Source organism: Streptomyces drozdowiczii, assembly GCF_026167665.1.
GTDB classification, from domain to species: Bacteria; Actinomycetota; Actinomycetes; order Streptomycetales; family Streptomycetaceae; genus Streptomyces; species Streptomyces drozdowiczii_A.
The window spans coordinates 6,740,621-6,761,870 of record NZ_CP098740.1 but is presented as its reverse complement, the minus strand read 5'-3'; the positions used below and the strand labels follow the sequence as shown (position 1 = coordinate 6,761,870).

At 72.7% G+C, this 21,250-nt stretch carries 19 protein-coding genes and 3 pseudogenes; 12 read left to right on the top strand and 10 right to left on the bottom strand.

The window, feature by feature from the left end; all coding sequences use genetic code 11:
• Positions 1-77 precede the first annotated feature (77 nt).
• The 8 genes from yhfZ (at position 78) to NEH16_RS30595 (ending at position 7,823) form a co-directional block, all read left to right on the top strand.
• A complete protein-coding gene (gene yhfZ / locus NEH16_RS30630) occupies positions 78-1,016 on the top strand; it encodes a GntR family transcriptional regulator YhfZ (protein WP_265546334.1) in 939 nt (312 codons plus the stop codon).
• A 99-nt stretch (positions 1,017-1,115) separates the two neighbouring features.
• Positions 1,116-1,502: a PRD domain-containing protein gene (locus NEH16_RS30625; RefSeq protein WP_073969281.1), complete on the top strand. Its 387-nt coding sequence runs from the start codon at positions 1,116-1,118 to the stop codon at positions 1,500-1,502.
• A gap of 36 nt (positions 1,503-1,538) precedes the next feature.
• Positions 1,539-1,895 (top strand): DUF2620 domain-containing protein, encoded by a 357-nt coding sequence (locus NEH16_RS30620; RefSeq protein WP_073969280.1) that lies wholly within the window; start codon positions 1,539-1,541, stop codon positions 1,893-1,895.
• Positions 1,896-1,943: 48 nt separating this feature from the next.
• The gene (locus tag NEH16_RS30615; protein WP_265546331.1) at positions 1,944-3,281 is read left to right on the top strand and encodes a YhfT family protein; all 1,338 of its coding nucleotides are present in this window, start codon (positions 1,944-1,946) and stop codon (positions 3,279-3,281) included.
• Positions 3,282-3,329: 48 nt separating this feature from the next.
• Positions 3,330-4,283 carry a phosphotriesterase family protein gene (locus tag NEH16_RS30610; RefSeq protein ID WP_265546330.1) on the top strand — a complete coding sequence of 318 codons (954 nt, stop codon included), beginning with the start codon at positions 3,330-3,332 and terminating at the stop codon, positions 4,281-4,283.
• A 2-nt stretch (positions 4,284-4,285) separates the two neighbouring features.
• On the top strand, positions 4,286-5,401 hold the full coding sequence (locus tag NEH16_RS30605) for an aminotransferase class V-fold PLP-dependent enzyme (RefSeq protein ID WP_265546328.1): 1,116 nt from the start codon (positions 4,286-4,288) through the stop codon (positions 5,399-5,401).
• A 2-nt stretch (positions 5,402-5,403) separates the two neighbouring features.
• Positions 5,404-6,570, top strand: coding sequence for an alanine racemase (locus NEH16_RS30600; protein WP_265546326.1), 1,167 nt, complete (start codon positions 5,404-5,406; stop codon positions 6,568-6,570).
• Between the two features lie 11 nt (positions 6,571-6,581).
• A complete protein-coding gene (locus NEH16_RS30595; RefSeq protein ID WP_265546324.1) occupies positions 6,582-7,823 on the top strand; it encodes a phosphopentomutase in 1,242 nt (413 codons plus the stop codon).
• 35 nt (positions 7,824-7,858) lie between these two features.
• Here NEH16_RS30595 and NEH16_RS30590 read toward each other — a convergent pair.
• From NEH16_RS30590 to NEH16_RS30570, 5 genes and pseudogenes are all read right to left on the bottom strand, one after another.
• Positions 7,859-8,658: pseudogene (locus tag NEH16_RS30590) on the bottom strand (endonuclease/exonuclease/phosphatase family protein).
• 38 nt (positions 8,659-8,696) lie between these two features.
• Positions 8,697-9,701 (bottom strand): YdcF family protein, encoded by a 1,005-nt coding sequence (locus NEH16_RS30585; RefSeq protein WP_265546322.1) that lies wholly within the window; start codon positions 9,699-9,701, stop codon positions 8,697-8,699.
• A gap of 110 nt (positions 9,702-9,811) precedes the next feature.
• A pseudogene (locus tag NEH16_RS30580) lies at positions 9,812-10,215 on the bottom strand (RidA family protein).
• Positions 10,212-11,339 (bottom strand): mandelate racemase/muconate lactonizing enzyme family protein, encoded by a 1,128-nt coding sequence (locus tag NEH16_RS30575; RefSeq protein ID WP_265546320.1) that lies wholly within the window; start codon positions 11,337-11,339, stop codon positions 10,212-10,214. Before NEH16_RS30575 ends, NEH16_RS30580 begins: the two are co-directional and overlap by 4 nt.
• Before the next feature lie 29 nt (positions 11,340-11,368).
• Positions 11,369-12,163 (bottom strand): creatininase family protein, encoded by a 795-nt coding sequence (locus tag NEH16_RS30570; protein WP_265546318.1) that lies wholly within the window; start codon positions 12,161-12,163, stop codon positions 11,369-11,371.
• A 41-nt stretch (positions 12,164-12,204) separates the two neighbouring features.
• Here NEH16_RS30570 and NEH16_RS30565 point away from each other — a divergent pair, with 41 nt between their 5' ends.
• On the top strand, positions 12,205-13,161 hold the full coding sequence (locus NEH16_RS30565; RefSeq protein ID WP_265546316.1) for an ROK family protein: 957 nt from the start codon (positions 12,205-12,207) through the stop codon (positions 13,159-13,161).
• Positions 13,162-13,183: 22 nt separating this feature from the next.
• Here NEH16_RS30565 and NEH16_RS30560 read toward each other — a convergent pair.
• From NEH16_RS30560 to NEH16_RS30540, 5 genes and pseudogenes are all read right to left on the bottom strand, one after another.
• Positions 13,184-13,954, bottom strand: a pseudogene (locus NEH16_RS30560) (ATP-binding cassette domain-containing protein); the annotation flags it as partial.
• On the bottom strand, positions 13,860-14,810 hold the full coding sequence (locus NEH16_RS30555) for an ATP-binding cassette domain-containing protein (RefSeq protein ID WP_265546314.1): 951 nt from the start codon (positions 14,808-14,810) through the stop codon (positions 13,860-13,862). The gene NEH16_RS30555 and the pseudogene NEH16_RS30560, both read right to left, overlap by 95 nt.
• Complete coding sequence (locus NEH16_RS30550) at positions 14,807-15,712, bottom strand: ABC transporter permease (protein WP_265546312.1); 906 nt, start codon at positions 15,710-15,712, stop codon at positions 14,807-14,809. Before NEH16_RS30550 ends, NEH16_RS30555 begins: the two co-directional genes overlap by 4 nt.
• Positions 15,709-16,689: an ABC transporter permease gene (locus NEH16_RS30545; RefSeq protein WP_073969266.1), complete on the bottom strand. Its 981-nt coding sequence runs from the start codon at positions 16,687-16,689 to the stop codon at positions 15,709-15,711. Before NEH16_RS30545 ends, NEH16_RS30550 begins: the two co-directional genes overlap by 4 nt.
• Entirely contained in the window at positions 16,689-18,263 is a 1,575-nt protein-coding gene (locus tag NEH16_RS30540) for an ABC transporter substrate-binding protein (RefSeq protein ID WP_265546309.1), read from the bottom strand. Before NEH16_RS30540 ends, NEH16_RS30545 begins: the two co-directional genes overlap by 1 nt.
• Positions 18,264-18,317: 54 nt before the next feature.
• Here NEH16_RS30540 and NEH16_RS30535 point away from each other — a divergent pair, with 54 nt between their 5' ends.
• The 3 genes from NEH16_RS30535 (at position 18,318) to NEH16_RS30525 (ending at position 21,197) form a co-directional block, all read left to right on the top strand.
• Positions 18,318-19,193, top strand: coding sequence for an IclR family transcriptional regulator (locus NEH16_RS30535; protein ID WP_265546307.1), 876 nt, complete (start codon positions 18,318-18,320; stop codon positions 19,191-19,193).
• 92 nt (positions 19,194-19,285) lie between these two features.
• The gene (locus NEH16_RS30530) at positions 19,286-20,407 is read left to right on the top strand and encodes a serine hydrolase domain-containing protein (RefSeq protein WP_265547446.1); all 1,122 of its coding nucleotides are present in this window, start codon (positions 19,286-19,288) and stop codon (positions 20,405-20,407) included.
• Positions 20,408-20,456: 49 nt separating this feature from the next.
• The gene (locus NEH16_RS30525) at positions 20,457-21,197 is read left to right on the top strand and encodes an alpha/beta fold hydrolase (protein ID WP_265546305.1); all 741 of its coding nucleotides are present in this window, start codon (positions 20,457-20,459) and stop codon (positions 21,195-21,197) included.
• Positions 21,198-21,250 lie beyond the last annotated feature (53 nt).

Below are 21,250 nucleotides of genomic sequence, written 5' to 3'. Positions count from 1 at the left end.
GGTAGCTCCTGTGCGGAGCCAGGCGGCTTCGGTGCGGAGCCTTGTCAATATCCAGAATCCTGTTTACTGTTCTTTTCGTGAACGCCTTCGATGACCGCTTCCTCACGCGCAACGGACTGGCCGCCCGCCAGCTCGCGGTCCTGCTGCTCAACCACGAGCCGGACACGCGACTGCCCCGGGTGCGGGACTACGCGGAGGAACTGGGCTGCGGAAACGGTACGGTCCAGGCGGCCCTCCAGCTACTGGAGGAGTCCGGCGCCATCAAGACGACCGCCCGAGGGCACCTGGGCACCTTCCTCGCCCACTCGGACCGCTCCATACTCTGGCGGCTCTCCGGGCTCGGGACGCTGCTGGCCGCGATGCCGCTGCCGTACTCCCGCCGGTACGAGGGCCTGGCCACCGGGCTCCGCGGCGCCTTCGAGGAGGCCGGCGCGCCCTTCGCGATCACCTTCATGCGCGGCGCCGGAGCCCGTACCGCGGCCCTGCTCGAAGGCAAGGTCGACCTCGTCGTCCTGTCCCGTTTCGCCGCCGACGAGCTGATCGCCGAGCATCCGGTGGAGCTGGTGGCGGAGCTGGGGCCGGCCACCTACGTCGGCGCGCACGGCATGCTCCTGCGCCACGGCGTGGATCTGGACGCCCCGGGCCTGCGGGTCGCGGTCGACCACGCGTCGGAGGATCTGCGCATGCTGGTCGACCTGGTCTTCGCCGGGCGCCCGGACGTCCAGCGGGTGGAGGCCTCGTACATGCAGCTGCCCGACCTCTTCGCCCGCGAGGAGGTCGATGCCACCGTCTGGAACCTGGACGAGGTGCAGGACCGGCTCGGGTTCGGGGTCGACGTGCTTCCGCTGGGGGACGAGGTCACCCGTGAGCTGTCGCTGCGCAACTCGAGCGCGGCCGTCATCGGGCGGACCGAAGGGGCCAAGTCCCTGGCCGCCGTCCGGGACTCCCTGGATCTCTCACTGATCACCTCGCTCCAGCGCGAGGTGATCGAGGGCACTCGGCTGCCCTCGTACTGAGCCCCGGGCCGGATCGGGACGAAGGTCCTGCCCGCGACGGGACCTTCGGCCTCATCAAAATACAAAATCCTGGTTACTGTCGATTTTAGGAGGATCGCCATGGACGACCAGCTGGCCCTGCGGCTTCAGCTCTTCCGCGAAGGCGGACAGATCAAGCCCGAGGTCGCCGACTTCGTCACGGCCGAGCTGGCCGCCCTGGAGGCGGAGGGCAACACCGTGACCGAGGCGACCGCCGGCATGCTCACCAGCCACCTGATGATGGCGCTCACCCGGCTCCTCGACGGCGAGGCCATCGAGCAGTTTCTCACCGACGACCAAGTCGCCGCCGAACTGGCCGGACATCCCGAGGCCGTCAGCCGCGCCCGTGCCGTCGCCGAGCGCGCCCGCCGCGAACTCGGGGCCGCCCTCCCGGAGTCCGAGGTCAACTTCCTCGGCATGCACCTCGCGGTCCTGGCCCAGCAGGCGCCGGCCGCGCCCTCCTCCTGAACCACCCCGTCCCCACCATCCGGAAAGAAGCAGGACATGACGAAGATCCTCGCCGGCGGCGTCGGCAAGACCGAGGTCACCCAGACCATCAAGCAGCTCGGCATCGACGGCCTGGAGGTCACCGCCTCCAGCGACATGGACGCCGCGATGAAGCTGCGTGTCGGCCAGGCCGACTTCTACCTGGGCACCTGCCACACGGGCGCCGGTGCCTCGCTCGGCGTCCTCGTCGGCCTGATGGGCAGCGCCGTCTGCCACACCTTCGGCCGCACCATCCCCACCGAGGAGCAGGTCACCGCCCTGCTGGACGAGGGCAAGAAGGTCTTCGGCTTCTCGATGGACCAGATCGACACCATCGCCCCTCTCATGGCGCGCGCCATCGCCGCCCGCGGCTGACCCCAGCCACCCCACTCTGAATCACCCCGGGCACGAAGGAGTGACCCCGTGAGTACGACACTCGCAGCCGGTACGAGCCTCGACTTCTCGCTGGCCCAGCAACTGACCGTCATAGCCCTCTGTGCGCTGACCGCGTACATCTCCCACATGGCGCTGGCCGTCTTCAACGACGGTGTACGACCGTTCCTCCTGGACTTCATCCAGGGGCGCACCACGCGCAGCGCGACGACGGCGGTCTCGTTCGGCCTCTCGGCCGGGTTCATCTTCGGGCTCGGCGCCCCGATGGCGCTGTCCACCGGTGTGCTGAACCCGTGGCTCCTCTTCCTGCCCACCGACATCCTCGGCATGCTGTCGCCGAAGAAGTGGCTCGCGCCGATCCTCGGCGGGGCCTGGGGCGCGGTCGTCGTCTTCGGGCTCAACGGTGCCAACAACGTGGCCCATGACCTGCCGGTCGACTTCATCACCGCCATGCAGCAGATGTCGACCCCGATCCTCTTCCTCTTCACGCTGTTCCCGGTGCTGGCCATCACCAAGCAGTTCGGGCGCAAGTGGGGCGGCATCGCGGGGCTGCTGGAGTTCGCCCTGGTCGTCATGACCATGAAGCTGTGGCCCAACATGTTCGCCGGGGCGCTGGCGATGGCCGTCGGTGTGCTGATGCTCATCGGTCTCGCCGTCGCCAAGGACGTCGCCCAGCGCAAGGCGGACCGGGCCGCGGGCGTGAGCGAACCCGTCGTGGAGGGCGACGACCCGATGGCTTCCCTCTTCAGCGCCAGTGCGGCCCGGCTGCGCAGGTACCTGCCCCTGTTCATGGTGCTGGGCGCCGGAGTCTGTGTGCTCGCCCAGATGCACATATTCGGCGGCGGCGAGGCGACCAGCTTCCTGATCGCCAAGGGGCAGTACTCCGAGGCGGCGCAGGTCGACTTCTACCGCGTCTTCGGCTTCATCCCGCTGATCGCGACCACCGCGCTGGCCTCCGGCGCGTACGGCATCGCGGGCTTCACCCTCGTGTACCCCATCGGCTATCTGATGCCGAACCCGTTCCTCGCCGCGATCGTCGGCGCCCTGGTCTTCGCGGCCGAGGTGCTGGCCCTGTCCTACATCGGCAAGCTCCTCGGGCGGCTGCCCAGCGTCCGCGACTCGTCCGAGCACCTGCGCAGCGCGATCAGCGAGACGCTCCAGCTGGCGATCCTCTTCGGCTCGCTGATGGCGGCCAACGCCATGGGCGGCGGCCTCGGCATCCTCACCGTCGGCGGGCTCTACCTGCTGAACGAGGCGATGGGCCGGCCGGTCGTCCGGATGGCCGCGGCACCGGCCGCGGTGATCGTCGGCGGCATCCTCCTCAACCTCCTCTACTGGATGGACCTGTTCACACCGATCAAGGGATAGCCCCACTCCCCCGGATCACGCAGGCCGACCCCAGAAGGACCCCCCACGATGAACAGCCCCGCCCCCGTGCTGCGTACCGTCCTCGGAGACATCGCCCCCGACGCGGTACGCGGCCCCGCCCTGGCCCATGAACACCTCGTCCTCGACCTCGACCACCGGGGTGACGGCGGCGCCGTGCTCGCCGCCGGCCGGCACACCGCCGCCGTCACCGCCGAACTGGCCGCACTCCGCGAGGAGTACGGGCTCGCCCTGGTCGTCGAGCTGACCTGCCGCGGCATGGGCCGGGACATACGCGCCCTGGCCCGGATCTCCCGGGACGCCCAGGTCGCCGTCGTCGCCGCGACCGGCTGGTACTACGAGCCGTTCCACACCCCCGAGATCGACAGCGGCAGCGTCGGGGACCTGACCGCCACCCTCGTCCGCGAGATCGAGGACGGCATCGACACCACCGGCATCCGCCCCGGTGTCCTCGGCGAGATCGGCAGCCACGGGGACGTCCCGACGCCGCCCGAGAGCAAGGTGCTCCGCGCCTCGGCGCGGGCCGCCCTCGCCACCGGGCTCTCCGTCGCCACCCACGCCCAGCTCGGCCGCGGCGGCCTCGCCCAGCTGGAACTGCTCACCGGCGAGGGGCTGCCGCCGCACCGGATCTCGGTCGGCCACCAGGACCTGCTGGACGACCCGGCGGTGCACCGGGAGCTGGCCGCGAGCGGCGCGTACGTCGCCTTCGACACCGTCGGCAAGGACGGCTACCAGAGCGACGAAACCCGGCTGAGGCTCCTGCTCGCGCTCCTGGAGGCAGGGCACGCCGACCGGGCCCTGCTCAGCTGCGACATCTCCCGCCACGGCTACCTCGCCTCCGAGGGGGGCCAGGGCTACGGCCACCTCTTCGGGAGCTTCCTGCCCAAGCTCCGTGCGGCGGGCGTGGGCGACGACCTGACCGACCTGTTGACCCGCCGCAATCCGCTGCGCTTCCTCAGCGGCGCGGACGTGGAAGAGAGCTGACCATGCACCCCGTACTCCCCCAGACGTTCCCGCTGGCGACCGTGGCCCCGGCCGACGCCGTCGCCCGGCAGTTCCGGCTCATCGAGGCCACCGCCCGCCACTTCGAGGGCCCGCAGCTGTTCGCCTCCGACGCCGGGGTCGTGCCCGGCCTCGGGCGCCCCGCCACCACCGCCCGCGTCGAGTCCGTCCTCGCCGACTACTTCGGTGCCGAGGGCGCCGCCTTCGTCCAGGGCGCGGGCACCGGCGCGATCCGGGCCGCCCTCACCGCCGCCGTCCGGCCGGGCGACCCGCTCCTCATCCACCGGGCGCCCGTCTACCGCACCACCGAGGTCACGCTGCGCGGCCTCGGGGTCCGGACCGTCGAGGCCGACTTCAACGACCCCGACGAGCTGCGCGAGGCGCTGGAGTCCGGGCGGTTCCGCTGGGCGTACGTCCAGCACACCAGGCAGCGGCTCGCCGACTCGTACGACCCGGGCGCGGTCCTCGCCGCCTGCCGGGCGGCCGGCGTCCGCACCGTCGTCGACGACAACTACGCCGTGATGCGCACCCCGGCCGCCGGGGTGGAGCTGGGCGCCGACGCCTCCTGCTTCTCGCTGTTCAAGCTGCACGGCCCGGAGGGCGTCGGCATCGTCGTCGGCGCCGGTGACCTGATCGAGCACATCCGCCGCGACAACTACTCCGGCGGCGGCCAGGTCCAGGGGCACCAGGCGCTCGACGCACTGCGCGCGCTCACCCACGTACCGCTCATGTGGTCCGTGCAGTCCCAGGTGGGCGCCGAGGTCGCCGAGCGGCTGGCCGCGGGCGAGGTGCCCGGGGTCGCCGAGGTCCGGCTCGCCAACGCGCAGGACCGGTGCCTGCTCGTCCGGCTCGACCGGCCCGTCGCCAGGGAGCTGCCCGCCGTCGCCGCCCGCTTCGGCGCGGCCCCGTACCCCGTCGGTTCCAACTCCCGTTACGAGATCACGCCGCTCTTCTACCGGATGTCCAGCTCCGCCCTGGACGACTCCCCGGAACTGGCCGACTGGACCGTGCGCATCAACCCGATGCGGGCGGGCGCGGACCTCGTCATCGAGATCCTGCGCCGCTCGCTGGCCGCGCTGAACGACCCGAAGGGCCGCTGACCGTGTTTCTCGACACCGTACTGACCCGTAATCCCGGGCTCGTCGACGCCGCGGCCGCACTCCACGACCAGGGCGCGATCCCGCCGGACACCTATGTGATGGACCTGGACGCCGTCGAGGCCAACGCCGCTCTGCTGGCCGCCGAGGCCGAACGGCTGGGCGTCTCCCTCTGGTTCGTCGTCAAGCAGTTCGGCCGCAATCCGGAACTGATCCGGGCCGTCGCCCGGCACATCCCCCGGTACGCCGCCATCGACCCGCCGGAGGCGCGCACCCTGCACGCCTCCGGCGCCCGGGCCGGCAATCTCGGCCATCTGGTCCAGATCCCGCGCCGCGCCCTGCCCGAGATGCTGGCGTGGCGTCCCGAGACCGTCACCGTCTACGACCTGGACAACGCCCGCGCGGTCTCCGACACCGCGCGGCGGCTGGGGTTCGTGCAGGACGTCCTGATCCGTCTCGAAGGCGCCGAGGGAAGCATCTACCCCGGCCAGGAGGGCGGCGTCCCGCTCAGTCGGCTGGACGCCTTCGCGGAGGCCGCCGAGCGGCTTCCCGGCATCCGGATCGCGGGGGTCACCGCCTTTCCGTGCGTGCTGTGCGACCCGGCGACGGGTGCCCCGTCCGCCACACCCAACTTCGCCCTCGCCCTGAAGGCCCGCGAGGCGCTGGCCGCCCGCGGCCACACGAACCTCCTGCTGAGCGCCCCCAGCGCCACGTCGATGGCCTCCCTGCCGCTGCTCGCCGAACTCGGAGCCACCCACGGCGAGCCGGGCCACGCCCTGACCGGCACGACCCCGCTGCACGCGCTCGACCCGGCACAGCCCGAGACCCCCGCCTACGTGTACGTCACCGAGGTCGCCCACACCCTGGACGACGGCCGCCCCGCGCTCTTCGGCGGCGGGTTCTACGCCCGCTCCCACATCAGGAGCGCCCTGCTGCCGCGCACCGGGGCACGGCTGGACGTGCTGGACGCACCCGCCGAGAACATCGACTACTACCGGCTGCTCGACGCGCCCGCGCCCGGACAGGACGTCCGCGTCGGCGACACCGCGCTGCTCGCCTTCCGCACCCAGATCTTCGTCACCCGCTCGACCGTCGCCGTCGTCTCCGGACTGTCGTCCGGTGCACCCCGTCTCAACGGTCTGTACGACGCCCAGGGCCGGTCCCTGAGCTGAGGAGGCACCCCATGGCCAAGACCGTCATCGTCGTGATCGACGGATTCGGCATCGGCGCCATGCCCGACGCGGGCACCACGCGCCCCGGCGATCTGACCGCCGACACCTGCGGGCATGTGCTGGACCACTGCCGGGAGGCGTTCGGCCGCCCGCTGCGGCTGCCCGTGCTGGGTTCGCTCGGCCTCGGGCTGGTCCACCCGCACCCCGATCTCGCCCGGCGCACCCATCTGCCCGTCGCCGCGGGCCGGGCGGCGCTCGGCTATCCGGGCGCCGACACCTTCGCCGGCCACCAGACCATGATGGGGGCGGACTTCAGCCGGGTGACCGTGGCGCGGCTCGGCGACCACATCGAGGAGGTGACCGCCGCGCTCGAAGCGGCCGGTCACCGGGTCGGCCGGCTGGACGGCAGGCCGCTCCTCGTCGTGGACGGCTCGGTGCTGGTCCACGACAACCTGGAGGCCGACCCAGGCATCAACTGGAACGCCTCCGGGCGGCTGGAGGACCTGCCGTTCGACGGGCCGGGCGGCATCCTCGCCGTGGCCCGCACGGTGCGCGCCGTCGCGCCCGTGGCGCGGGTCATCGCGGTGGGCGGGCACGCGGACGGACCGCTGGAGCGGTTCGTCCGGGCCGGCGAGGAGGGCACGGTCGGCCTCGACACCCCGGCCACCGGCTTCTACCGCAACGGCGGCCTCGAAGTGCAGCACCTGGGCGCCCGGATCGACCACACCCGCCAGCTTCCCGACCTGGCCGCCCGCGCGGGCATCCCGGTCACCCTGGTGGGGAAGGCCGCCGACATCCTGGCCTGCGAGACCGCGAACCGGTTTCCGGCCGTGGACACCGCCGACGTCCTCACGCACACCCTCGAAGCGGTACGCGCCCGCGGCGACGGCCTGGTGGTCGCCAACATCCAGGAGACGGACCTGGCCGGGCACCAGCAGGACACCGAGCGCTACGGACGCCTCCTGGAACAGGCCGACGCGGGCCTCGCCGCGCTCGTCGCCCTGCTCGACGCGCCGGGCGACCGCCTCATCGTGACCGGCGACCACGGCAACGACCCGACGGCCGGGCACGCCTTCCACACCCGCGAGTACGTCCCCGTGCTCATCCACCGGCCCGGCGAGGACGGCGTCGAGCTGCTGCCCGACGCGGAAAGCCTCGCGGATGTCGGCGCGACGGCCGCCGTAGCCCTGTCGCTGGACCCGGAGGCCCTGGCCAACGGCCGGGAGCTGCGGACGGGGCGACGGGCGGCCTAAGGGCTGTCCGGCGGAGGGCCGAGCGGCATACCTCGTTACGTCCGACTCAGATCGGCCTGCACCAGATCGTGGTCCGACCACGGCGTCAGGTGCACCCGTTGCTCCGGCGCATCGAAGCCACGGAGGAAGATGTAGTCGAACTTGCTGCGCCAATCGGTGGTCGGCTCGCACATGCCCGTCCCGGAGGGGCCGCACGCGGGGTCCGCGTCCCGGGCCATGGCCCACATGACGGTGAGTTCGGGGGCTTCCGGCACCGCGTTGAAGTCGCCGAGAACGATCGTGCGGTCGTACTCGGCGACCGCCCTCGCCAGCACGCGGGTCTGCTTCACGCGGACGGGTTCCTGCCGCCGCTCGGCCAAGTGCGTGTTGAAGACCCGGACGGGGAGGCCGTCCACGAGGGTCGTGACGGCCAGGTAACCGCGGTCCTCGGAACCGCCTTCGGGGTACTCCACGTTCACACGGTCCGTCATCGGGGCGGCGGAGAGGATCGCCTGGCCGAAGCCCCCGGGCTCCATGGCACTCCCCCGCATCGGCTCCAACTCGGCAGGACGGACCCGTACTCGACGTGGTAGGCCAGCCCGTACCGGTACCGCAGATAGTCCCGGATCCTCTCGACGTCACCCACGCACGCCTCTTGCAGGCCGATGACCTGCGGCGCGTACGTGGCGATCTCCGCCGCTCTGCCGCCGTTCTGCCCGCCGCCCCTGCAGGGGTTGCAGATGTTCCAGGTCATGACACGGTTCGGGACGACCTTCTCAGGGGCATCGGCCGGCAGCGGCTTGGCCGTGTAGGCGCTGTTCGACGCGCTGGGGCCGACGAACAGCAGACAGGCCATGACCAGCGCGCCCGCAAGCCACCGCGCGCCTCTTCCGGTCACCCCAGCCACCAGATGAAGACGCCGCTCAGCAGGACGAGCAGGAAGAGGACGGCGTTGGTGCGGCGGTAGGCGACCAACAGGGCCACGAACTCGCGGATCATGGCGCTCGGCCAGAAGTACGCGGCCGTCGGGGCGCCGATCACCTGGCCCCGCACGCCGGTGCGGCGGGCGGTGATCGCTGCGCGGAAGACGTGGTAGTTGCTCGTGACGATCACGCACCGGTAGTCCGGATTCGCCTGTTCCATCAGGGCTTTGCTGAACGTCAGGTTCTCGTCCGTGGTCGTCGAGCGGTCCTCGCGTTCGATCAGGTCGGCGGGGAAGCCCTGGGTGACCAGGTAGTCGGCCATCGCGTGGGACTCCGGCAGCTTCTCGTCGGGTCCCTGCCCTCCCGAGGCGAGCAGGACCGGGCGCCGGCCCTTGCGGGACAGCCTGGAGTGCTCCTTCCGAGCCCGGTCGAGACGGCCGGCCAGCAGCGGGGGCACGGTGGTGCCGCCGATCAGACCCGAGCCGAGTACCACCACGTAGTCCGCCCGGCGCCGGATGCGCAGACGCCCGTACAGACCGCCGTAGACGAGGAAGCAGAGGAACAGGAAGGCGACGTATCCGGCGAGCGCCACCGCCGTCGCCGCCACCACCAGAAGCGTGTGGGTGTGCAGCACCAGCGAGGTGATCAGCAGCACGAGAAGGGCGACCAGGGCGATGCCGGCTCCCAGGGACAGCAGGTTCGCCGGGCTCCTGCCCTCCTTGCGGACCATGGTGATGCCGTTGGCGATGAGGAACCACGCAAGCGTGACGACACCCACGCCCGCGAGGGTCAGCAGCACGACGACCAGGTCGCGGCCCAACTGGGCCCGCTCGGAAGCCACATGAAGGAGGAGCCCGATCACCGCGAAGACGGTGGACAGGCCCAGCAGGACCGCGTTGCTCAGTCGGCGGCGGTCTCGCACCACACCGATACAGAACAGGAAGAAGCAGACGAACGACGGTACAAAGGCCACCATGCGCCGATCCTACGAGGCGTGGCGCGGACCTCGGCCGGGCGGGGGCGGCCCTCGGTGTGGGCCCGGGCCGGCTCGTCGTCGGACGGGCCGGCCCGGGTGCGTACCGCCGGTCAGGAAGCGCGGCGCAGCGCCACCACGTCGATCTCCACGAGGATGCCCATCAGCTGGGAGCCGACGGTGGTGCGCACCGGCCGCGGGTCGTTGAAGTGCTCCCGGTACACGCGGTCGAAGCCGGCGAAGTCGCGGTGCACGTCCTGGAGGTGGACCGTCGCCTTGACCACGTCGTCGAGTGTGAGCCCGTCGGCGGCGAGGAGGGCGCTCACGTTGGCCAGGACCTGGCGGGTCTGCTCCTCGATGGTGTCGGCCAGTTCGCCGGTGGCCGGGTCCTGGGGCCGAAGCCGGAGGTGAAGAGGTACGGGCCGGCGGCGATGCCCTGGCTGTAGCCGCCGATCGGGGCCGGGGCTCCGGCCGTGGTGACGGCGCGGCGCGGGGTGAGGGGGCTGTCGGCGGTCATTTGGTGAGGTCTCCTTCCGCGGCGTTGACCCCGGCGTAGTGGCGGAGCTTGTCCTCGTCGACGGTGACCCCGAGGCCCGGTCCGTCCGGGACCCGCAGGCTGCCGTCGGTCAGCGTGAGCGGCTCGATGATGTCGTCCGCGTGCAGGTAGTACATGGAGTCGATGGCGCGCGACAGCACCGGGGTGCTAGCGACGACCGCGAGGTGCGCCGCCGTGGCGATGCCCAGTTCGCCGCCGCTGTGCAGGTTCATGCCCAGGCCGAACGTCTCGCAGTGCGCGGCCAGCGCCTTCGTGGCGGAGATGCCGCCCCACTTGTAGACGTCGCCGTGGATCACGTCGACGGCGTTCAGCCGCATCGCGGGCGCGAAGTCCTCGAACCGGACCACGCACATGTTGGTGCACAGCGGGATGCGTACCTTCTGGCGGACCTGGCTCATCCCCTCGATCCCGACGCAGGGGTCCTCCAGGTACTCCAGGTCCAGTTCCTCCAGCGCGATCCCGGCCCGGATCGAGTCGGGCACCGACCAGGCGGCGTTCGGGTCGACGCGCAGGTTCACCTCGGGCAGCGCGGCGCGCACGGCCCTCAGGATGGCGACATCGCCCTGGACGTCCTTGGTGCCCTTGAGCTTCACGGCCGTGAAGCCGCCCTCGGCGACCACGCGCTCGGTGTGCTCGGCCAGCGCGCGCGGCAGGTCCTTCGCGCCGGTTCCGGGGGCGTCGGCGCGGGTGATCAGGGCGGTCAGCGGCACCTCGTCGCGGACCGGACCGCCCAGCAGGTCGGTGACCGACTGCCCGGTGATCTTGCCCATGGCGTCCCAGCAGGCGACGTCGATCGCGGCGAGGGCCGCGTACCCCAGGTAGCCGTAGAAGAAAGGCACCATGTGGTGGCGGCGGTGGAACGCCTCCAGGGCGAACGGGCTGGTGCCGATCAGCTCCTCGGCGAGGTCGCGGACGATCGCGGCGACCGGGCGGCCCCACATCGTCTCGCCCCAGCCCTCCACGCCGGAGTCGGTCCGGATGCGCACCACGGTGCGCGTCTCCCCGGTCTTCGTCTCGAAGGAGCTGGTGAACGGGTTGACCAGGGGCAGGTTGACGACGTGGACGTCGACCTCGGTGATCTTCATGTGCACTTCCTTGTGTGGGGTGGTGGGGGTCACGCGAGGGGGCGCGACGCGGCGTCGAAGGCGAGTACGGCGCGGGCCAGGCCGCGGGCGCGCCGGTCGAGCAGCCGCTCGCCGTGCTCGGCGTCGGCACCGGCCGCGTCGTCGGTGGCGCCGCCCACCCGCTCCCATTCGCCGTGCCGCTCCACGGTCAGTCCGGGGTAGGGCGGCTTGTCGAAGAGGGGCGGGGGGTCGACCGGTGCGTTCCCGGCCCGCTCGGGGCGTACCAGCTCCGGCCGCGCGGCCAGCATCAGCGACGTCTCGAACCAGCCGGCGTGGCCGGGCACCAGACCGTCCGGTTCCGCCGTGTCGGCGGGCTCACCGGTGTCGGTGAGCGTCCAGTACGAGCACGCGGCGGCCGTCACGTCGGCGCGCAGCGCGAAGCGCTTGACCGCGAGCCGCATGATCTCGTCGTTGCCGCCGTGGCCGTTGACGACGAGGACCCGGCGGTAGCCGCAGGCGGCCAGCGAGTCGAGGAGTTCGTCCAGCACCATGCCGAGCACCGGCGCGGACAGCGTGAGCGCCGCCGCGAACAGGTGGTGCGGGCTGTGTCCGTACGGCAGGGTCGGCAGGCGTACGAGGGAGGGCACGGCCTCCCCGGCGGCGGCCCGCTCGTCGAGCAGGGCCAGGGCCCGGGAGACCACGGCGTCGGCGAGCATGGTGTCGGTGCCCATCGGCAGGTGCTCGGCGTGCTGCTCCTGCGAGCCGATCGGCAGGACGGCGATGGCCCCGGGCGCCGCCGCCCGCGTCTCGCGCCAGGTGGTCTCGGTGAGATTGCGGTGGGTCATGCCGCTGTCTCCCCGGTCCGGGGGCATGACAGAGTCGGCGCATGGCGCATGAACGTATTCCTTTGCGGTTGGTTCCCGACCTGCGGCCGGACGAGCCGGCCGGTCGGGACGGCGGTGTGCTGGGCGCCGTCGAGGTGCTGCCCGGTCTGGTGCGTGCCGCGCTGCTCACCCGCGCCGGGGCCGTGCGCGCGCGGGCGGAGGCCCGCTTCGACCCGGCCGGCTCGGACCCGTCCCTCGTGGACGCGGCGCTGCGCGAGGCCGCTGCGGTCTTCGACGGGCAGTCGCTGCTCGGGGTCGGCGTGGCGGCGGCCGGTGTGGTGGACCCCGTGGCGGGCCGGATCATCGAGGTGAACGACGCCCCGGCGCTGCGCGGCCACCCGGTGGCCGACCGGCTCGCGGAGCTGTCGGGCGCGCCGGTGCGGGTCGAGCACCGGGCGCGGGTGCAGGTGCTCGGTGACCGCTGGTTCGGCGCGGGGCGCGGTCGGCGCTCGTTCGCCTCCGTCGCGACCGGCGACGTCCTCGGCGTCGGCATCCTCTACGAAGGCGAGGTGCTCGCTCCGCCCGGCGGTCGCAGCGGCGCCCATATGACGGTCACCGCGAGCGGTGAGTTCTGCACCTGCGGACGGCGCGGCTGCTGGAAGACCGTGGCGACGACCCGCTGGCTGCGTGAGCGGGCCGCCGAGCACGGCTTCTCCGGGGGCGAGGCCACCCTGGCGGCCCTGGTGGCGTCCGACGCGCCGGCCGCCTCCCGTCTTGTCGACCGGTACGCGGAGAACTTGGTGCTGGGCCTCGCCACCGTCCAGCAGTTGTTCGCGTGCGGCCTGTTCGTGCTGCACGGCGAGGCCCTGGACGGCGGCGAGCGGTTCCGGGCCCTGGTCGAGTCGCGGCTGCGGGCCGACGCGCTCGGCGGCGGCGAGCTGCCCACGGTGGTCCTGGGCGAGGCCGCGGACACGGGCACGCTGCTGGGGGCGGCGGGGCTGGTCCTGTCGGGGGCCTAGGACGGACGTCACGCGCCGACTCCCCGAGGATTCGGCGGCCGGGTTCGGGAACGGGCACGGCGTCCAGGAGGCGCCGGGTGTACGCGTCCTCGGGCGCGGTGAACACCTGGTCCGCGGTGCCGGACTCGACAATGCGGCCCTGTCGCATCACGGCCACCCGGTCCGCGATCTGCCGCACCACGGCCAGGTTGTGCGAGATGAAGAAGTAGGTCAGGCCGAGGCGTTCCTGGAGGCCGGCGAGCAGGTCGAGGACACGGGCCTGCACGGAGACGTCGAGGGCGCTCGTCGGTTCGTCCAGCACGACCAGGCGCGGTTCGAGCGCCAGGGCCCGGGCGATCGAGATGCGCTGGCGCTGCCCGCCGGAGAACTCGTGCGGATAGCGGTCGAGGATGCCCGCGTCCAGGCCGACGGCGTCGAGGAGGTCCCCGGCCCGGTCGCGTACCTTCGCCCGGCCGCGCCGCCCGCGGGCCCATTCCTCGTGGGTGACGAGCGGCTCCCCGATGATGTCGGCGATCCGCAGGCGCGGGTTCATGCTGGAGTACGGGTCCTGGAGGACGACCTGCATCTGTCGGCGCAGCGGCCTCAGCGCCGCCCCCTTGAGGGCGAGGAGGTCCGTGCCGTCGAACCGTACGCTGCCGGCGGTGGGTTCGAGCAGGCGCAGCAGCAGCCGAGTGAGCGTCGTCTTGCCGCAGCCGGACTCACCGACCAGGGCGAACGTCTCGCCCTCCCGGACGGTGAGGGAGACGTCGTCCACGGCGACGCTCGGCGGGCGGCCGGGGAACTCCTTGCGCAGTCCTTCGATCTCCAGCAGCGGGGTCGTGGTCATGCGACGGGCTCCAGTCGGGGGTGGCGGCCAGCAGCTCGCGGGTGTACGGGGCGGCGGGGCGCGTGAAGACCTGTTCGACGTCGCCGGTCTCGACGACCTCGCCGTGCCGCATGACGACGACGCGGTCGGCCGTCTCCGCGACGACGCCCAGGTCGTGGGTGATGAGCAGGACGGCCATGCCGTGGCGCCGCTGGAGCCGTACGAGCAGTTCCAGGATCTGGCGCTGCACCGTCACGTCGAGCGCCGTGGTGGGCTCGTCCGCGATGAGGACGCGGGGGCGGGCCACGAGTGCGGAGGCGATCATGACGCGTTGGCGCAGACCGCCGGAGAGCTCGTGCGGGTACTGGCGGTAGCGCCGCTCCGGGTCGGGGATGCCGACCTCGTCCAGCGCGGTCAGCGCGGCCCGGCGGGCCTCGGCCCGGGTGTGGTCGCCGTGCAGCCGCAGCACCTCGGCCACCTGGTCCCCCACTCGCTGGAGGGGGTCGAGGCTGGTCATGGGGTCCTGGAAGACCATGGAGATCCGGGCGCCGCGGATCTTGCGGAGTTCCTTCTCGCGCAGGGCGAGTACGTCCCGGCCGTCGAGCAGCACCTGGCCGCCCGCGTACACGCACGGGGGCTCCGGGTTCAGGCGCATCGCGGACAGGGCGGTGGCGGACTTGCCGCTGCCGGACTCTCCGACGACGGCCAGCGTCTCGCCGGCGGCGACCGAGAGGTTCACTCCGCGTACGGCGTGCACGGTGGAGGTGGCGAGCGCGAAGTCGACGCGGAGGTCCCGGAATTCGAGGACGGGCTCGGCGGGCGGGGTCTGTGCGGAGTCGGTCATCGGCGGTACGCCTTCGGGTCCGCGACGTCGCGCAGCGCGTCGCCCAGGATGTTGATGGAGAGCGAGGTGAGCATCAGGGCGATGCCGGGGAAGACGGCGATCCACCAGGAGGTGCCGAGGTAGAGCTGTCCGTCGGCGAGCATGCCGCCCCAGGTCACCGTCTCCTTGGGGACGCCGAGGCCCAGATAGCTGAGCGACGCCTCGGCGACGATGGCGGACGCGATGTGCAGCGTGCCGATGGTGGCCAGCGGCGCCATGACGTTGGGCAGCAGGTGGCGCCGCATGATGGCGAGGTCTCCGACGCCGATCGCGCGGGCCTCGGTGACGAAGTCGCGGGTGCGCAGCGACAGGACTTCGGAGCGCACCACCCGGGCGTACGACACCCAACCGGTGACGCCGATCACGAGGATCACGTAGCCGAGGCCCGAGCCGACGAATCCGACGACGGCGAGCGCCAGCAGGATCGCGGGGAAGGCGAGCTGGACGTCGGCGAACCGCATGACGACCCGGTCGGTCCAGCCGCCGAGGTATCCGGAGGCGAGGCCGGCGACGGTGCCGATGACACCGGCCAGCAGGGCCGCGCCCGCACCGACGAGCAGGGAGACCCGGGTGCCGTAGACGACGCGGGAGAGCAGGTCGCGGCCGAGCTGGTCGGTGCCGAGCAGGTGGGCGCTGTCGCCGCCGGACTGCCAGGCGGGGGGCTGGAGCCTGCCGAGGAGGTTCTGGGCGGCCGGGTCGGCGGGGGCGATCAGCGGTGCGAAGAGCGCGCACACGACGATCAGGAGGAGGAAGACGAGCGCGACGGCGGCGAGCCGGTTGCGGAGCAGTGAGCGCAGCACGGAGGGCTGGGCCGTGACGGGGGCGGGGGCGGTGGGAAGGGCCGTGGGGGCGGTGGTGGTCATCGGGAGTTCCTCACCCTCGGGTCGAGGAGGCCGTAGGACAGGTCCACGAGCAGGTTCACCACGACGAAGGTGGCGGCGAACAGCAGCACGGTGCCCTGGACCAGGGGGAAGTCGCGGTTGGCGATGGCTTGTACGGTCAGCTGGCCGACGCCGGGCCAGGAGAAGACCTGTTCGGTGAGAATCGCGCCGCCGAGCAGGCTGCCGATCTCCAGCCCGACGACCGTCACCACGGGCAGCGAGGCGTTGCGCAGGCCGTGCCGGAGCACGGTGCGTACCGGTCCGAGACCGCGGGCGCGTGCCGTGCGGATGTGGTCGGAGCCGAGCACGTCGATCAGTGAGGAGCGCAGCAGTCGTGCGACGACGGCGACGGAGTAGACGGCCAGGGTGACGGACGGCAGTACGAGGTGGGCGAAGGTGCCGTATCCGGAGGCGGGCAGTGCGTGCAGGCCGACGGCGAACACGAGGATGAGCAGGATGCCCACCCAGAAGGCGGGGGTCGACTGGCCGATCAGGACGGCCGTGATGACACCGCGGTCGGCGGCCTTGCCGCGCCGCATGGCCGCGATCGTGCCGGCGGGCAGGGCGATCACCAGCGTCACCACGAGGGCGCCGGCCGCGAGCAGCAGCGTCGCGGGGATGCGGTCGGCCAGGACGGCGCGGACCGGCTGGTTGTAGAAGAGGGAGTTGCCGAAGTCGAAGCGCGGCAGGCCCCACAGGTAGTCCAGGTACTGCGTGAGCAGCGGCCGGTCCAGGCCCAGGCTGTGCCGCAGCACGGCCTCCTGCTGGGCGGTGGCGTCGGGGGGCAGCATCACCTTCACCGGGTCGCCGGACAGGCGCACCAGGAAGAACACGACGGTGGCGGTGCACAGCAGGACCAGGAGTGCGGTGCCGAGCCGGGAGGCGGCGGGCCGCAGCACGGTCCAGGCGCGGCTGGGCCCGGAGAGCCGTACGCCGGGTGCGGTCAGGGTCCGGCTCATCACACGGCCACCTTCGCGCTCGCCATGTCCAGCACCCCTGCGGCGCCGGGCGTCCAGCTCGGCCGGGTGTTGTGCACGTAGATGTTGTCGATCTGGTAGAGGGGCACGAACGGCGCCTCGTCCTTGATCAGTTGCTGGAGTTCGGAGAAGGCGCGGCGGCGCACGGACGGGTCCACGGACAGTTCCTCGCGGTCCACGAGCTGGTCGGCGCGCTTGTGGTGCCAGCGGCTCTGCCGCCGGTCGCTGCGCACGTTCGACTGGAGCATGCTCTCGCCGTCCATGGTCCAGACGGTGGACGCGGCGAGATAGACGGGGCCGAGCGCGCCGTGGTTGGAGGAGGTCAGGCGCTGGGAGTACGTGCCCGGGTCGAGCAGGTTCACCCTGGCCCGGACACCGGCGCGGGCCAGCAGGCCGGCGATGGCCTCGGCCACGTTGGCGTCCAGGTTGGAGGCGGTGATCGAGGTGCTGATGCCGTCGGGGTGCCCGGCCTCGGCCAGCAGCGCGCGGGCCTTGGTGAGCGAACGCTCGAAGGGCTTCACGGAGGCGTCGAAACCGAAGGCGCCGCGCGGGATCATCGCCGGCACCTCGGTGGCCTTCCCGCCGAGCACGGCCTTGATGAGCAGGGGTACGTCGATGGCGTGGTTGAGCGCCTGCCGTACGCGCCGGTCGCGCAGCGGTCCCTCGGTGAGGGTGTCGAGCGACAGGTAGGAGGTGCGGATGCCGGTGTGGTGGCCGATCTCCACGCCCGGGTAGCCGGCCAGCTGCTGCGCCGCGTCGGGGGTCATGCCCGCCACGATGTCGACGCCGCCGCTCTGCAACGCGGCCAGTGCGGATGAGGAGTTGGGGGCGGGTACGAAGACCAGCTCGTCGACGTGCGGGCGGCCCTGCCAGTGGTGCTCGAAGGCGGCGAGGCGGAGTTCGTGGTCGCGCTGCCAGTGCCGGAACGTGAACGGGCCGGTGCCCACCGGGTGGGCGGCGAAGCCCTCGTCGCCGACCTTCGCGAGGTAGCGCGGAGGTACCACGACGCCGCCGAACAGGGACAGCTTCGCGGGGAGGATCGGGTCGTGCACCGAGGTGCGCACGTCGACCGTGTACGGGTCGACCACCTTGACGCCCTCGACGTAACGCAGCTCCACGATGGGCGACTTCGTCGCGGGGTCGAGCAGTCGCTCGATGCTGAAGCGGACCGCTTCGGCGTCGCACGGCTCCCCGTTGTGGAAAGTGACGCCCCGGCGCAGCTCGAACCGCCACACCTTGGGCTCAACCGCCTTCCAGGACAGGGCGATCCGCGGCCGGAGCGTGTTGTCGCGGCCCCGCGTGGTGAGCGTGTCGAACATGTTGATCAGGGCGTTCATCGACGTCATGTCGCCCTGCTTGTGCGGGTCCATCGTCTTCGGGTCCCCGGTCTGGGAGACCCGCAGCACATTGCCGGCCGAGGCCGCCGACGGGGCTCCGCACCCGGTCAGCAGGGCGGGGGCCGCGAGGGCGGGCACCGCGAGGCCGCTCAGACGCAGCACCGAACGGCGGGAGTACCCGAGTCCCGGGCCGCCTCCCCCTTCACGTATTCGTTCCATTGGGCAACACACTCGTTCCGGTGAATGGAATGCAGTTCGGGTAAGGTAGGCCACATGGGGAAACCGGTCAACAGTCGTTCGCAGAAGCAGACCTCCGCCGCGGTGCCCGTCGGCGCCGCCGGAGCGGACAGCGCACCGCCCGCGCCCGGCCCGGTGGACAAGGCGATGGAAGTCCTGACGGCCCTCGCCGGGGCGGGCGCCCCGCACCGCCTCGCGGACCTCGCCCGGAGCACGGGACTGGCCAAGCCGACCGTGCACCGGCTGCTGCGCGCGCTCGCCGCGTCCGGTTACGCCGAGGCGGGCCCGGGCGGCAGCTACCGCCCCGGGCCCCGCCTCCTCGGCCTGGCCGCCGGCGCGCTGGCCGACGACGCCGCTCTGCGCCGGGCCGGGCCGGTCCTGGACGAACTCCGCACACGCACGGGGCTGTTCGCTTCGTACGTGGTCCGCGACGACCGCACGGTCATCCATCTCGACGTCCGCGCTCCGGCGCAGGACTTCGGCCTCGACCTGAGCCCCGGCTTCCGTGAACCGCTGACCGCGGGAGCGGCGGGGCTCGCCCTGCTGGCCGCCCTGCCGGACGCGGAGAGCGAACCGCTGTCCGCCGGCGCCGATGAGGCCACCCGCGCGGTCCTGTCCGCCGCGGCCCGTGACGGCTACGCCTTCGACGGCACCGACGCCTGGCTCGACCGCCGCGCGCTCGCATCTCCGGTGCGCGATGCGGGCGGCCGCGCGGTGGGGGCCCTCGTGCTCTCCGGCCTCGCCTTCACGCTCGACGAGGCGGCGGCGCGGCTGTACGGGCCGATGGTGCGGTCGGCCGCCGCCGCGGTCTCGGCCGGCCTGGCCGCGCAGCCCGGCGCACGGCTCGGACTGGTGCCGGGCCCCGACGCGGGGACGACCGGTGGCAGCGGCAGGGCGGAGGAGACACGGTGAGCGCGGACCGGAACACGGGGACGCCCGTCGAGGCGGGAGGGGCTGCCGTCGGCCCGGGGGCGTGCGGGGCGGGTGGGGCCGCTTCCGGCCCGATGCCTGCCGGCGCGCGCGGGACCGCGTCCGGCCCGAGCGGCCCGGCGGCCTCCGAGGCGCGCGGGACCACCCCCGGCCCGAGCGGCCCAACACCCTCCGATGCGCGGGCCTCCGCCCGCCGCCGGCTGCTGGAGGAGGGGCGGGAGCGCGGGCTCTACTCCGGTGCCGCCTGGTCGCTCGGCGACGCGGAGGGGCCGTGGGACCGGGGCTGGACGGGCACCCGCGCGGACAGCGGGCCCCCTCTGGACGGCAACGACCTGTGGGACCTCGCGTCCGTGACCAAACCGCTGGTGGGCCTGGTCGTGATGGCTCTTGTCGACCGGGGTGACCTCCGCCTCGGCGACACCGTCGGACAGCATCTGGCCCGCTACGCGGACAGCCCGCACGCTCCCCGTACGATCGCCCAACTCCTCGACCACACCTCGGGGCTGCCGGGCGGGGTGCCGCTCTACCGCGAGCACCCGACCCGTGAGTCCCTGCTGACGGCGCTCGGCACCCTGCCGCGCACCGCCGCGCCCGGGACCCGGGTCACGTACTCGTCCCAGGGGTTCATGCTGCTCGGCCTCATCGCCGAACAGGCGTCGGGCCGGGGCCTGGACGAGTTGGTGGGCGAGCTGGTGTGCGCGCCTCTCGGCCTCACCGACACCTGCTTCCGTCCGGCTCCCGCCCAACGGGGGCGCGCGGTGGCCACGGAAGCCTGCCCCTGGCGCGGGCGGACCGTCGTCGGTGAGGTGCACGACGAGAACGCGGTGGTACTCGGCGGCGTCGCGGGACACGCGGGCCTCTTCTCCACGCTCGCGGACCTGGAACGCATCGCGCTCGGTCTGCTGGGCGGCGGTCCCCCGCTGCTGGAGCCGGACACCCTCACGCTGATGACCGCTCCGCGCACCGACCACCTCAACCTGCGGCGCGCCCTGGCCTGGCAGGGGCAGGACCCGACCGGCTCCCCGGTGGGCGACACCTTCGGCCCGGCTTCGTACGGTCACACGGGGTTCACCGGGACGAGCCTGTGGCTCGACCCGGCGGCCGGCCGCTACGCGATCCTGCTCACCAACCGCGTCCATCCCAGCCGCGTGGAACGCGGATTCACCGAGCTGCGGCGGGAGTTCCATACACTCTGAACGCGGAGCCTGACGGCGGCCCGCATGCGGAGCAGCAGGACGTCAGGAGATGGCTTTGCCCGATCACCCGAACGACACCGCCGACGTCGCGTCTCTCGCGCTCGTCGGCGGTCACCGCTCCGTGCGGCGTGCCCGGGCCGCGGTTCTCCTGCTCCACGGCGGGCGCGCCGACGCACTGGAACCCCCTGCGGCGCTCAACCTCCCCGCGCTCCGCGTGAAGCCCTTCGCCACGAGCATCCGGCGAGCGGTGGCCCACGAGGACGTGCTCGTGGGCCATGTCCGCTACCGCCACCGCGGCTGGAACGGCCATCACGCCCACCCCGTCGCCGACGCCCGCCGCGCGCTGAGCGAGCTGTACGAGGTCGCGGGCCCCGTCCCCGTGGTGCTCGTCGGTCACTCCATGGGCGCGCGGGCAGCTCTCCGCGCGGCCGACGATCCGCAGGTGAGGGGCGTGGTCGCGCTGGCGCCCTGGTGCCCGCCGGGCGAATCCGCCTCCCATCTCGGAGGTCGCACGGTGATCGCCCTCCACGACGAGAGCGACCGCATCACCCGGGCCGGGGACACCTGGGCATACCTCACCCGCGCGCAGGCCGCCGGAGCCGACGCCTACGGCCTTCGCATGCCGTACGGAGGACACACCATGCTCCGTCGCGCCCGCCAATGGCAGCGGCTCGCGGCCGAGGCCACCACGGGGCTGCTCGGGCGCACTCCCCTCCCGAGCCCTCTGACGGAAGACCTCACATGGTCCGGCGAGCCGGTCCCGGCCGACGGTCGACCGCCCCAGCGGTGACGGTCCGCCGAGTGCTCCGGACGGTGGCCGGGAGGCAGGTCGGCGGCCTCCCG

Coding starts and splice junctions, on each gene's coding strand:
- NEH16_RS30625 (WP_073969281.1), top strand. CDS start 1,116: ATGGACGACCAGCTGGCCCTGCGGCTTCAGCTCTTCCGCGAAGGCGGA.
- NEH16_RS30620 (WP_073969280.1), top strand. CDS start 1,539: ATGACGAAGATCCTCGCCGGCGGCGTCGGCAAGACCGAGGTCACCCAG.
- NEH16_RS30610 (WP_265546330.1), top strand. CDS start 3,330: ATGAACAGCCCCGCCCCCGTGCTGCGTACCGTCCTCGGAGACATCGCC.
- NEH16_RS30605 (WP_265546328.1), top strand. CDS start 4,286: ATGCACCCCGTACTCCCCCAGACGTTCCCGCTGGCGACCGTGGCCCCG.
- NEH16_RS30595 (WP_265546324.1), top strand. CDS start 6,582: ATGGCCAAGACCGTCATCGTCGTGATCGACGGATTCGGCATCGGCGCC.
- NEH16_RS30585 (WP_265546322.1), bottom strand. CDS start 9,701: ATGGTGGCCTTTGTACCGTCGTTCGTCTGCTTCTTCCTGTTCTGTATC.
- NEH16_RS30575 (WP_265546320.1), bottom strand. CDS start 11,339: ATGAAGATCACCGAGGTCGACGTCCACGTCGTCAACCTGCCCCTGGTC.
- NEH16_RS30570 (WP_265546318.1), bottom strand. CDS start 12,163: ATGACCCACCGCAATCTCACCGAGACCACCTGGCGCGAGACGCGGGCG.
- NEH16_RS30565 (WP_265546316.1), top strand. CDS start 12,205: ATGGCGCATGAACGTATTCCTTTGCGGTTGGTTCCCGACCTGCGGCCG.
- NEH16_RS30555 (WP_265546314.1), bottom strand. CDS start 14,810: ATGACCGACTCCGCACAGACCCCGCCCGCCGAGCCCGTCCTCGAATTC.
- NEH16_RS30550 (WP_265546312.1), bottom strand. CDS start 15,712: ATGACCACCACCGCCCCCACGGCCCTTCCCACCGCCCCCGCCCCCGTC.
- NEH16_RS30545 (WP_073969266.1), bottom strand. CDS start 16,689: ATGAGCCGGACCCTGACCGCACCCGGCGTACGGCTCTCCGGGCCCAGC.
- NEH16_RS30540 (WP_265546309.1), bottom strand. CDS start 18,263: ATGGAACGAATACGTGAAGGGGGAGGCGGCCCGGGACTCGGGTACTCC.
- NEH16_RS30535 (WP_265546307.1), top strand. CDS start 18,318: ATGGGGAAACCGGTCAACAGTCGTTCGCAGAAGCAGACCTCCGCCGCG.
- NEH16_RS30530 (WP_265547446.1), top strand. CDS start 19,286: ATGCCTGCCGGCGCGCGCGGGACCGCGTCCGGCCCGAGCGGCCCGGCG.
- NEH16_RS30525 (WP_265546305.1), top strand. CDS start 20,457: ATGGCTTTGCCCGATCACCCGAACGACACCGCCGACGTCGCGTCTCTC.